The sequence below is a fragment of the Sphingomonas turrisvirgatae genome (assembly GCF_001721295.1).
Lineage (GTDB): Bacteria > Pseudomonadota > Alphaproteobacteria > Sphingomonadales > Sphingomonadaceae > Sphingomonas > Sphingomonas turrisvirgatae.
The window spans coordinates 61287-73263 of sequence record NZ_MDDS01000007.1 but is presented as its reverse complement, the minus strand read 5'-3'; the positions used below and the strand labels follow the sequence as shown (position 1 = coordinate 73263).

Below are 11977 nucleotides of genomic sequence, written 5' to 3'. Positions count from 1 at the left end.
TCAGCTGCCCTTCGGTTTCCGAGCGCTGTTGTGCATGGACACGATCTTCCATCCTCCGTTCACCTTTTTCAGCACGCTTGTGGCGACGCCGAGTCTTTCGGCGGCCTCGCCGGTTCTTGGCTCGATTCGGTAACGGTAGGTCTCGGTCGCAAGGGCAACCGACCCTTCGAAGCGGACGTCGACCTTGTAGTCGGAGAAGCGGAACGATTTGAACTGCCGCAGCTCGGGACCAAGATGATGGGCGAGGTAGGTGGCGTAGGTTCCTTCAGGGCTTCCTGTCTCGAAGACCCGCGCGTCAATCGTAAACAGTTTTTCGGTTCCAGCGACGTCAAGCTTCTCGATCGCGTTTTTGTACCGTGAGAGCACAGCCTCCACGGCCCGTGTATCGGCATCGCGGGCGACCGGCTGAGCCCACGCCACAACAGGCACGGCGATCGACATGAGCATAATCGTTTTCACGCCGGTGTTCATTCATGATCTCCCAAATAGACTGTCCGGCTTTAGGCTATCACCGCTTGATGCGATATGGAGCAGCCGACTGACCGTCAGGTCGCGAAATGGTCGAGGCTACCGTGTACTAAATAGCCCTTAGCCAACTTTGGATGGCAAGCACGATGGTCACGGCTCACCATCAAACCGAGCATCCCCGCCGTTGTCACGTTATACCAAAAACTGAACAGATGCGGAACCTCGCGGTCCGGTATGCTGAATCAAGAAGCTCGACGGTCACCGGCCAGGGGCTTAGGTCTTGGTTCAGCGAATGGGGATCACACCGACAATATGGCCACGCAACCCGACCAAATTACTACCGGAGAGGATCACGGTGGCCTCGTTCGTCGTCTTATTGCCCGTTGGCGTGACGATCCTGGCGCAACCTACCGAAGCTGGTTTCTGTGGGACGAACGGTTGAAAAACTTCCGCTCGATCCGGCGTGGTATTGGCCAGGTCGTTGGTGAGATCGAGCGCGGCACGTTCGGCGTCGCCTACCGGGGATCGTCGCTCGAAACGGTCGTTCATTCCGTCGCCGAGCAGCGTCAAATTTTCAAAGGCGCTGACCATGCCTTTCTCTGGAAGCCGAAGCTCCGCATACCCGATATCTACGAAAACCCGGAGAACCAGCGGGCGTTCGGTCGCTTGCTCGACGCCTGTTCGTGTTGCGACACGGCCGAGGAAATTATTGGCCATATCCACACGATCGATCGCTTGAAGATCAAGGGGCTCGGGCCCGCGGTCGCCAACCTGCTCTATTTTCTTCACCCGACGCTGGTGCCGCCCTTCAACACCGCGATCGTCAAAGGCTACAACGCGCTGACCGGCTCGAAGGTGAAGCTCGGGAGCTGGGAGCATTTTCTGGCGATGCGGTCGGGTGTACTCGACTTGAACGATCGCCACCGCGACCTGCTATCGAACGACCTGGGTGCGATTGGCGGCTTGCTGTTCGACATCGGCTTCGATCGCTACCCGGCCCCTCCTCTCGATGTTAGCGGCGAGGCGCTGGCAAGTTGGGGACAACGGCTTGAGACGGCGCGCGAGGAGGCGCGCACGCTCAGCAAGGCGGCGCTACGCGAAGGCGAGAACGAGCGCACCCATACTGAAATCCAAGCATGGCTTCGCGATCTAGGACTCGCGCTCGGCTATGACGTGTGGATCGCATCGAACGACCGCAGCCGTGCCTTCAATGGATCGCCGTTGGGACATGGGTGCCTTGAGCACCTGCCCGCCTCCATCGCAACCTCGAAGGGGGCGGATTCCATCCGTCTAATCGACGTGCTGTGGCTTGAGCGCGGCGGCGATCACGTCGCGGCAGCGTTCGAGGTCGAGCATTCGACGTCGATCTACTCGGGCATTGTGCGCATGCTCGACTTGGCGCTGAGCGGCAGCGCCCTCCACGCGACCGCAGGGCTGTTTCTGGTCGCACCCGACGCCCGCGAGGCGGATGTCCGCGCGCAGTTACAGCGTCCCGCGTTCAGCCGCGTCGCCGATCTCGACATATCGTATCTTCCCTACGGCGAGCTGGAGAGAAACCGCGAGGCAATCGCCAGGTTCGGATCGGGGCTTAAAGCGATCAAAGCCATCTCCAGCAAGCTGGCTTGATCGAGAGAGGTAAGGGGTACGCGCGCGCGCCGCGTATTTTCAAATGGGCGGGGGCTCAGCTGGAGATGAATGATGCATCAGATCGATCCCGAGATGAAGGCGTGCATGGACGCCTGCCACGAATGCCATGTCACCTGCCTCCACATGGCGATGAACCATTGCCTTGAGGCGGGAGGCCGACATGCCGAGCCGCAGCACATGAAGATCATGGCCGATTGTGCGCAGATTTGCGCGGTCGCGATCGACTTCATGGCGCGGAAATCTGAGCATCACCGGCATATCTGCCGCGAGTGCGCCGAGATTTGCCGGGCGTGCGCGTCGAGCTGCGAAGGGCTGGACGGCATGGAGGATTGCGTCGCCGCGTGTCGCAAGTGCGCCGAGGCTTGCGACAAGATGGCCGCGTAAATGGCCCGAGGGCGGCGCTTTCCCCGCCGCCCTCCCGTTACATTGCGAGCCAAGGCGCGTGAGACGGTGCGATGCACGGTCAGGGTTGCGGCAACGCTTTAGAGAGGGGCGTTGTCTGCCCTGCCACTAGTAGGCTAGCGGCCCGCCCGCCCGCGGCTTGGCGCGGCGGTTCCAGGCAAACCCGATCACGATCACGGCAAGCATCAGGAGTTGTGCCAGCACCGACTGAAATGTCGGGAACAGGCCCAACATCGAGATACGTGGCACGCTGGCGAGCGGCGCTATGTCGATGATCCCCGCCTCTTGGAGGGCAGCGACTCCCTTACCGGCCAGCACGACCGTCAGAGCGGCCATCAGCCACGAGCTGTAGCGGAAGAACTGCGTAATCGGCAGCGTCCGGCTGTAGCGGAGCATGGCCCAGGCGATGACGGCGAGAAGGCTGATCGCTGCGCCGGCGCCGGCCAGCAGCATCGCGGTGTTACCCTGTGTCGAGAGCGCGGCGTAGAAAAGGATCGTTTCAAAGACCTCCCGACAGACCACCAGGAATGCGAGCCCGAACAGGAACCATCCCGACCCGCTCGATAGCGCCCGTGACATTTTCTCCCGGATATAGCGTTGCCACTGATCGGCTTGGGCCTTGCCGTGCATCCAGATTCCGACCGAGAGCAGCACGATCGCGGCGAACAGCGAGCCGAACCCTTCGGTCAGCTCCCGGCTCGCGCCGCTGATCCCGATCGCATAGGTGGCGACGGCCCAGGTAAGCCCGCCCGCGATGAGCGCCCCGATCCACCCGCCATGCACATAGCGCAAGGCTTCTGGCCGTTCCGCTTTGCGGAGGAACGCGATCATGGCGACCACGATCAAAAGAGCTTCCAGCCCCTCACGCAGCAGGATCGTAAAGGCCCCCAAGAAGGTGGACGCCTGCGTCGCGGCGTCGGGCGCGAGCGCCGCCTCGGCATCATCGAACAGGCCGCCCAGCACTGCCACTCGTTCGGCCACATCATCGGCCGACGTGCTGCTCTCCACAGCGGCGCGATATTCTCCCATCGCGCCTTCGATCCTGGACATGAGCGTCGGGTCGCGCGCCGAGAGCGTCGGTTCGATCGGCTCGAACCCGTCGAGATAGGCGGACAGCGCCAGTTCCTTTGCGCCGCGCCGGTCGCCGCGCCGGAACGCGGCGAGGCTTTGCGCAAGCTTGGAGCGAGCGACCGCGAGCGAGCCCGGGGCTTGTTGCATCACCTGATCGGGGTGGCGCCGCAGATAGGCGAGCACCGCGTCGGCTTTCGCCTGCCCGATGCTGCCCGCAAGCGCGGCGGGGGTGAGCGCGACCAGGGTTTTCAAATCGGGGATCCGCGCCCGCAAGCTCGGCTGGGACTTCCACAGCCGTTCGCCTTCGACCGCTTGCGCGTCGGTCAGGGCGAAGCTGCCAGCGCGGAACGCCAGCGCCCAGCGTTGATCGTTCGGCAGATCGGCGAAGCTCTGCATCGCGGTCCCGTCGATGCCTTGGCTTATCACCTGATAGAGCGCGAACACGCTGCGCTGGCGCGCCCGTTCGGCGTCGGTGAACGCGATCGGCGGCGGGTCGAGTCTGGCAGCGTCAGGCCCATGTCCGTCGCCGGTGAGGCCGTGGCAGGACGAGCAGCTTTGGACGTATAGCCTTGTTCCCATGGCGGGGTCGGGTGCCTTGGCGGGAGCGAGCGGCACCGGATAGGCCTTGAGCAGATCGGCGGCGAGGCCATGCGCGAGTGTCGCGACCTCTCGGGACGATCCCTTGCGGCCGATCACGGCTTCGAGCTGCGAAGCGCTTTGGATTAGAGATTGCCGCTCAGGCGTCGCGGGAAGTGCGCGGAGGCGCGTCGACACCCCAGCGGCGAACTCCGTCATCTCCGCGTATTCGGACGCGCTTATGACCGCGCCGTTGGCGACCGCACCGCCATAATCGACCGCCATATAGTCGAGCAGACGCCAAGCAGTTTGAACATCGCGGGTATCGGCCATCGCCGCAGCGGGGATCAACAGCAGCATAAGCGACGCGACCAGCGCGACCAGAGGTGACGGCATATGGGTGATCGATTCCAAGCTTCACTCGTCGCGGACTATGCGAACAACTCTCATTAGCAGTATTGGGCAGCGTGCGCGACCACCAATGGCAGGATGATGAACATCGCCGCCGGAGAGCTGGCGGGCGATCGTCTCCGGCGACAAGATCGTGACCGCGAACCCGGAGACGATCGGGGGGGTAGAAAAGCGGCAGCGAAGGCGCGTGACGGTGTGCGATGCACGATCAAGGTTTTCGATGAGGCTAAGCAGTGATTGAAGATACTTTCAGATCACGTACTTGTCCCAGCTTGCATAATGCTCGGCGCTGCGCTTTCCCCTTGGAAAGCTGAGGCCGACGAGCGCAATGCCGGCTACGACCGAGGCCACGGCCCCAAGGTGACCAACGCCGTCGAGGAGGAAAGGCGCGGCCACAAGCCAGGCTCCGAACGCGACGTTGATCAGCCGCAGCGCGCGGGCAACTTCTGCGGTGGCGATGATCGCGACCGTGATGACCAGCGCACCCACAACGTGATCGCTGTTCGCCATACCGCCTTCCGTGCCGAACAGTATTCGGGTCAGCATCAGCAGGACGCCGATGACGATGCTCGCAGTCAGCGTCCATGGCAGGGTCAGTCCCTTCTTTGCGTCCGCCCAGAAGGTGCTTGGCGAGGCCATCGCGTCCGACGCGTCCACCGCTCCCGCCTCTATCGCGTCACCCTGGAAGAAGGTGCGGATCAGCGGTTTGCCTTGCCGGCGCGCCCAGAGAAGGAACTGACCCATCGCAATCACCTCGTCGAGCGCGAAGGGGATCATGATCAGCATGGCGAGCGCGGCGATCAGCGCCAGCGTGCTCCATGTGCCGATGACGATGGGCTGACTGATGATGAAATAGATGCTGATGACGCCGAGCGGGATGACAAGGATGCCGAAGAAGGTCACCATCCACGGCATGGTCCGCCAGCGGTCGCGGGTGCCCATTACCGCCATCAGGATCTCGAGGACATAGCTGACCGTGCCGAGCCCACCATCGGGAATCGGCCAGGCCTTGGACATGTCCGAGGTGATGATCTCCTCGGTGCCGTTGCGTGGATCGCTCAGGGAGCCGGCGAAAAACGGCTCCCAAACGCCGTCAATATGCCCCAGTTGGTAGGCGGTGAGGATGCGCGAGGTGAGAAGGCCGATCAGACCCATGGCGACGATCGGCAGCCGCTGTGCGTCGGTGGATGGCGAATAGGTCCAGCCGGGCGGGATGTTCTTGGGGTCCATCATGCCCGCCATGCTCATGCCCGGCATCATCGGCACGAGCACCGACAGGGCGATCACGGCCGAGCCGATGAGCAGGTTGTTGTTGTACTGAGCGGCGCTCGGGCTCCAGAAGATCAGCGGGGCGAAGAACAGCCAGATGCCGACGAACGCGACCGCCCACTGCGCCCATGTCTTGGTGCGCGGAACGAGCGACAGCGCGCCGAACAGCACGATGGCGAGGCCGCTGACGACATCGCTGATGGCCAGCGCGTTCGCCCGCCACTCGATCGACGGCAGCCCGCGATCAATAGTTACGAAGCGCGCCGCCTCGCCGACACTGTGAGTGGTCACGGAGTCGTAGATAAGCGGGCTGGAGGCGAGCCACAGCCCAAGACCGATGTTTGCGTAAAGAGCCCAGCGCGCACGGCGCTCGTCGCGGTCCATTATGGCCATGTGATCGCCGTGTGCACCGTGACCGGTCATCGCCATGTCCGCCGCGCCAGGTCGGTGCCCCATGGCAGCATGGTCCATGCTGCTATGGTCCGCAGCCCCGTGATCCATACCGGCCATTCCACCGCCTGCCGCTGCGGGTTGTTGGCCCGGCGCTACAGGTTCGGCCTTTAGCTTATCGTGCCAGGCAACCAGATTCTCGTTAAGCTTGTTGTTCCGATACCAGGCCCGCGGGTGGCGCTTCAGCGCGGCGACGATCGTCGGCAGCGTGTCCCGGAGGCGATGCTTCGGTTCCCAACCGAGCAGCAAGCGGGCGCGTGAAATATCGAGGATATAGTGGTCGTTGCTGCTGTCGATCATCCAGGGCTGGATGAAGTCGTCGCTGCCGAGCGCTTCGTTCTGCAGGATGATCCCGGCTTTCGCGAGCGGCTGCGGAATCCGGATCGTCTTCCAGCCCTCGCCGTGGAGCGCCTCGCCGACGATGTCCTGGATCTCGGCATAGCCGGGTGCGTCGGGCTCGCCGATGAGCAGCGGCAGTTCTGACGGCAGTTCGTGCCGCCGATCGACCAGACGCAGCACGGCGTCAGCCAAGTCGTCGCGGTGCACCGATGACTGCGCCGCACACAGCATGCCGGGATAAAAGTGCGAGATCAGGCGGTGCTCGTAAATCTGCGATATCTGCTGCGCGAGAAAAGCCGAGCGTCCGTCGTCGTCGTAAACTCCGGCGGCGCGCATATAAACGACGGGGATGTTTCCGTGGCGCTCATGCAGCAATGTCTCGGCGTCGACCTTGGACTGCGGATAGGCCCAGGACGCGCCGATCGGCGAGTCCTCGTTGATGCGCTCGTAGGGTGTGGGGGTCGGCTTATGAACGAGCATCGTGCTGGCGAAGACGAATTGTCCGACTTCGAACGATTGCAGCCCGTCAATCAGCCGGCGGGTGCCCTGCACGGTGACCTTGTCATAAAGCGGATTGGCATCGCCCGTAATATCGTAATAGGCGGCGAGATGGATCACCGAGGCGATGCGGTTGCCATAGCGGGCACGAACCTCATCAAGTGCAGCGCGCACTGCCTCGTCAGAGCCGAGATCGAAGTCGACTGCTGCGGCGGGCGGCGGCGGATCGGGAGGACCAGCGCGATCGAGGCCGACGACCCTATAGCGCTCGCTAAGCTTGGCGATCAACGCGGCCGCGATGAAGCCGCTCGCGCCCGTGATGAGGACGACTTCGCCACCCTGGCCGCTGCCGGCTTCACTGCGTTTGCCATCGTTCATGACTTTGCCACCCTTGTTCATTCATCTCTGAAAACACTGACAGGCCCACCCGGACCAACCCTCTCGCACGCCCAGCTTTGCAGCGCGACGCGGCCTTCCCGCAAGCGCCTGTGGGCGACTTAGGGCGTCGGACACGTAAGCTCAGTCCAAGCGGGGGGTGTCTTGGGAGGCGAGGGTTAAGCCGCGTAAGTGGGTAAAAGAAGGTGGAAGGCCTGAGCGGCGCTTGCGTGGACGGTTGGTCCATAGCGCTTACATGCCCGACGCGGGTGGCGCGAGGGTGCCTAGCCATGCCACGAGCGCCAGGATGCCGATCACGCAGGCTGTCTCGACCGCAAGGCTGACCCGCAGCGCCGTAAGCGCCCCGCCATGGTCGTTCATGGCAATCGAGCGCTCAAAGGCCGGCGTGAGGCGAAACCGATTGAGCGAAGCGAGCCCCAGCATCCCGGCGAACAGGGCTAGCTTGGCGAGCAGCAACAGGCCGTAAAGTGTCGTTCCCAGAGCCATAAAATTGGTCGGCCCGACGAGCAGCCAACTATTGATCAAACCAGTTACCACCAGGGTAACAACAACGAGCGTACCAACGGAGCCAAACCCGTGCAGGGCGCGATGGGTCAGCCGAAGGTGCGCAGCATCGATCTCCTCGGCGCGCCGCGCCATCAGGAGAAGCAATCCGAACAGCGCCCCGACCCACAGACCGGCAGCAAGGAGATGGAGGATGTCCGCAGTGAGGTGAAGCCATCCCGTGCTTCCCTCGCTCGCGGCACCATGCCCGTTCCACGCGAGTGTCGCCAATGCCGCGGCTGCCGCAATCATGGCCATAGCCAGCCATGATGCTCTGCCTCGCGCCAGCAGGGCTGCACCGCCGGCGATGACGAGCGCCACCATACGCACCTTCCAGGCGGTGCCAACCGCCGACCCTCCGAGCAGCGCGGCCGCAGCAGCCTGATCGATCGGCCAGAACGGAGATCCGGCCATCGCCGAGGCCATGAGGATCAGGCCAGCGGCCGAGAGAAGCAACCCGAGCGCCGCGCTTGCCGTGAGCCAAGGCCGCAGCGCGATTGCATCATCGCGCTCGCCAAGGCGAAGGCCGTAGAGGCTGAAGGCCGACAGGCCGAACAGCGCCGCCAGGACCAGGTACAACGCCAAGCGGATGGCGACGGTCGGCCAGTCGAGCATTCGCTCACTTCACCGTGAAATTGTAGCTGCCGGTGATTTTATGTGTGTCGCCAGAGACGACCTGCCAGTCGACGCTGTAGCGTCCACGCGGGAGACGCTGCTTCGGGGTGATGGTGAGCGTCCGGCCATCGGCGCCGACTGCGGCGCTGCTGGGCATTTTCATGGCCGCCATGCCAGGCATCGCGGCCATGGTAAGGTCGGCCTTAGAGAAAGCCGGCACGAGCTTCTCGCTGAACTGGAGGCTGATCTTCTCGGGGGTCGCGACCGCCGCGTTGGCAGCGGGACTGGCGGACACCAGCTTCGGATGCGCGTTCGCCACGCCGCCTACGAAGAACAGGGCGGCGGCGGCAGTCGTGATGAACAAGCGGCGCATTTAGGTAATCTCCATTTCAATTGGGCTCACCTGTATTACGCAGCTGGACGGGTCACCCCTCACGATCTTTTTTCGTGCCGACGCACCGCTCTCGATGAGGGGTCGGCGGTGGCAGCGCGTATTCAGAAGGGAGCATGGAGCGCTTTTTCACTGCGTCTCCCCTTAAACCAACTGTGGCCGCGGGCCTGATAGGCGCATGCGCGGGGTAATGATGAGGTTGCGGTTGACCGATCAGGGCTGGACTGGAGATCCTGAGGAGGTCATCGACTGTCTGATAGTGGGCGGTGGTCCAGCGGGCCTCATGACCGCGATCTATCTGTCGCGGTTTCTCAGGAGCTGCGTCGTCTACGATGCGGCGGCAGGGCGCGCCGCGTCCATCCCGCGCTCGCACAACCTGCCAGGATTTCCCGGCGGCATTTCCGGCGTCACGTTTCTTGCCCGTTTGCAGGCTCAGCTGCGCGAATATGGCGGTACGGTCCAGAGAGGTGAGATTGACGCAATCGTCGCGTCAGGCGACCACTTCTCGGCAAGCTGCGAACTGAACGTCCTGTATGCGCGGACCGTTGTCCTTGCGACGGGCGTCGTCAACCGGCGTCCCGAGATGCCTGATGCGATGCATGACATCGGCGTGGCGCGTGGGCTTCTCCGCTATTGCCCGATCTGCGATGGTTATGAGGCCCGGCGCATGAACGTGGCGGTGCTCGGCGGCGATGGTCATGGTGCTGAAGAAGCCGAATTCCTGAGGGCTTATGGGGCCAAGGTCACGCTTCTGGCCGAACGCTCGCTCGATCTTGGGCCGACCGAACTTGCCAAGCTGGACCAGCAGGGCATTGATGTCGCCCCCTCGCCTGTCGGGCAGTTGCGTCTTGGCGAGTGTGTCGAGGTGAGGCTGGCCAATGGCTTGGAGCTACAATTCGACACGCTTTACCCCGCACTCGGCTCATCACCTCGGACGCGGCTTGCCGCTTTGCTCGGAGCACAGCTCAGCGAATCCGGGTGCGTGCTAACCAATGCCCACCAACAAACCTCGGTTAAGGGTCTCTACGCAGTCGGCGACGTCGTGGAAGGGCTCGATCAGATCAGCGTCGCAGCCGGACAAGCGGCGATCGCTGCGACCGCAATTCATAACCTGTTGCGCGACCGCGACAGTGGATTGTCATCCGCCCTCGCCGGGCTGTATTCCGCTCGGAGCGTACCGCCGACGTAGCGGGAGCCATTGGCGGTGCGACGAGCGAACACCGCCAACAAAGCGCTGATCGCCGGCTCGCTTGTCATCTTCTTCGGCTGCTTCGCGCTTATTCGTATCCACACGACGATCGGCGACACGGCCTTTCTCCGTTCGATGATCCCGTACCACGATCCCGTGGCTCGCGCGCGAGTGCATCGAGACAGTGTGCTATTATCAGGGTCGGGGTTCCTCGACACGCCCGAGCGGAGCCGGGATCGCTGGCGGCATCCTACGGCACGAAGGTCGGCGCTGCCGCATTCTCCTTCGAACCGCGCCAACACGCGAGCGGCTACTAAGCGTCGGGCCCCTCAGAACGCCAAGTGGTTTATTCCGCCATGCATGAAGGTTCCGCCGAGGAACCCCTGAATTGAGATCGCGAGCGTCATCAGGCCAAGCACCACCCAATACAACGACCGCGACCGCTCGGGACCCTTGCGGTGGCGGGCTGCCATCCAAGCCAGCACGACGCCGAAGACCGCGATCGATGTTCCGAGCCAGCGATGCGTCATCAGGATAGGGTTGCGGTCGGTCAGGTAGAACCCGCCTGCGAACCAGCCCAGGAACGCCGCTGCGATCGCTCCCAGCGCGCCGACCACCAGCATTATGTGTGCGACATGCTGATAGTCCCGGTTGCGGCGCCATAACCCGAACAGCTCTAACCCGAACGCGCCGATGAACATGGCGATGGGAAAATGAATGACCATGGTGTGCAGCCGGCCCAGCCAGCTCACAAGCCGTTCGCCGAAACTCTTGTTCTTGTTGGCGGTCTCCTCGTGCATGCCGCCCATGTCCATGTCGTCGCCGGCGATGTCGCGGCCACCCATGTTCATGTCCACAGTCGACATAGAGCCCATGCCCATGTGGCCGTCGCCAGCGTCCGCCCCATCTGCTTTCTGCGTCTCGGCTGCGCTGTTAGCGACCGGCCCGGGACCCGCCCCGAGCGCATTGTGATCTTCGTGCGCCGATGCCGACGTGCTGACTGATATTGCAACCGCAAGAAGTATAGCGAAGGTCCCGCCTCGTTTGCCGCCCATCACCTGACCCCTTGATCCGTGTTCATCCATTCCCGTTTACGCACGCCCGGCCTTCTCCCCTCACCCGCCCACTAGCTCTTTCCGTGAGACTTTTCGTCTGCTTCGACGCGAACTGGATGGAGGAGTCACGCTGGCAGCGGCAGGCGCGTCCTGCCGGCCCTAACCAGAAAAATCGCCGATCAGCTGCCGTGGCGGGCGAACAAGCGGCGTCCGCCGGTGCCGAAGGCGACCACGTCATAGGCCTGCGCCTTGACGCCCGGCACTTCCATTCCCGGCGAGCCGAGCGGCATACCGCCGACCGCCAGGCCCCGCACGCCCTTGGGCCGGGTCGCAAGAGCCCGCTTCATGTCGGCGATCGGCACGTGGCCCTCGAAAGCCATGCCATCGGCGATCGCGGTGTGGCAGGACGAGAGGTCCGCGGGAACGCCCGCGCGCTTCTGCAGCGCCGGGCGGTTAGAATCATCGACGACGCGCACCTGCCGGCCGAGCTGCTGCTGCGCCTGCGCCGCCCACTTGGCGCAACAGCCGCAGCCGGGGTCGCGGTGCATAACGATCGGGGTAGCCGCGCTGGCGGCAACCGGAACCAACAAGGCTGCGGCAGTAAGCGCAAATCGCAACGCTGACTTCATGGAAGAATCTCCTTGGTCATTCCTCCCG

The 11977-nt window shown here is 63.4% G+C and carries 10 protein-coding genes and 1 pseudogene; 4 read left to right on the top strand and 7 right to left on the bottom strand.

Annotation, left to right across the window (positions count from 1 at the left end; genetic code table 11):
• Window positions 1-471, bottom strand: coding sequence for a YybH family protein (locus BFL28_RS03270; protein ID WP_004212962.1), 471 nt, complete (start codon window positions 469-471; stop codon window positions 1-3).
• A 309-nt stretch (window positions 472-780) separates the two neighbouring features.
• On the opposite strand from BFL28_RS03270, the gene BFL28_RS03265 reads away from it, so the two are divergent.
• The gene (locus BFL28_RS03265; RefSeq protein WP_004212961.1) at window positions 781-2094 is read left to right on the top strand and encodes a hypothetical protein; all 1314 of its coding nucleotides are present in this window, start codon (window positions 781-783) and stop codon (window positions 2092-2094) included.
• A gap of 72 nt (window positions 2095-2166) precedes the next feature.
• Window positions 2167-2499, top strand: coding sequence for a four-helix bundle copper-binding protein (locus tag BFL28_RS03260; protein ID WP_058818218.1), 333 nt, complete (start codon window positions 2167-2169; stop codon window positions 2497-2499).
• A 126-nt stretch (window positions 2500-2625) separates the two neighbouring features.
• Here the strand turns inward: BFL28_RS03260 and BFL28_RS03255 are convergent, their stop codons facing one another.
• The 4 genes from BFL28_RS03255 to copC form a co-directional block, all read right to left on the bottom strand.
• Window positions 2626-4560 (bottom strand): cytochrome c/FTR1 family iron permease, encoded by a 1935-nt coding sequence (locus tag BFL28_RS03255; RefSeq protein ID WP_069319212.1) that lies wholly within the window; start codon window positions 4558-4560, stop codon window positions 2626-2628.
• 264 nt (window positions 4561-4824) lie between these two features.
• Window positions 4825-7530, bottom strand: a complete 2706-nt coding sequence (locus BFL28_RS03250) for a vitamin K epoxide reductase family protein (protein WP_241527195.1) — start codon at window positions 7528-7530, stop codon at window positions 4825-4827.
• 228 nt (window positions 7531-7758) lie between these two features.
• Window positions 7759-8685: a copper homeostasis membrane protein CopD gene (gene copD, locus BFL28_RS03245; protein WP_066706733.1), complete on the bottom strand. Its 927-nt coding sequence runs from the start codon at window positions 8683-8685 to the stop codon at window positions 7759-7761.
• Window positions 8686-8689: 4 nt separating this feature from the next.
• Window positions 8690-9058: a copper homeostasis periplasmic binding protein CopC gene (copC, locus tag BFL28_RS03240; RefSeq protein ID WP_007407009.1), complete on the bottom strand. Its 369-nt coding sequence runs from the start codon at window positions 9056-9058 to the stop codon at window positions 8690-8692.
• Window positions 9059-9254: 196 nt separating this feature from the next.
• On the opposite strand from copC, the gene BFL28_RS03235 reads away from it, so the two are divergent.
• Together BFL28_RS03235 and BFL28_RS21400 are read left to right on the top strand one after the other, a co-directional pair.
• Entirely contained in the window at window positions 9255-10265 is a 1011-nt protein-coding gene (locus BFL28_RS03235; protein ID WP_338152231.1) for an NAD(P)/FAD-dependent oxidoreductase, read from the top strand.
• 24 nt (window positions 10266-10289) lie between these two features.
• Window positions 10290-10415 (top strand): annotated as a pseudogene (locus BFL28_RS21400) (DUF305 domain-containing protein); the annotation flags it as partial.
• A 179-nt stretch (window positions 10416-10594) separates the two neighbouring features.
• Here BFL28_RS21400 and BFL28_RS03230 read toward each other — a convergent pair.
• Both BFL28_RS03230 and BFL28_RS03225 read right to left on the bottom strand, forming a co-directional pair.
• Window positions 10595-11320 (bottom strand): DUF2231 domain-containing protein, encoded by a 726-nt coding sequence (locus BFL28_RS03230; RefSeq protein ID WP_205499320.1) that lies wholly within the window; start codon window positions 11318-11320, stop codon window positions 10595-10597.
• Between the two features lie 179 nt (window positions 11321-11499).
• Window positions 11500-11949: a DUF411 domain-containing protein gene (locus BFL28_RS03225; protein WP_069319186.1), complete on the bottom strand. Its 450-nt coding sequence runs from the start codon at window positions 11947-11949 to the stop codon at window positions 11500-11502.
• Window positions 11950-11977: the final 28 nt, after the last annotated feature.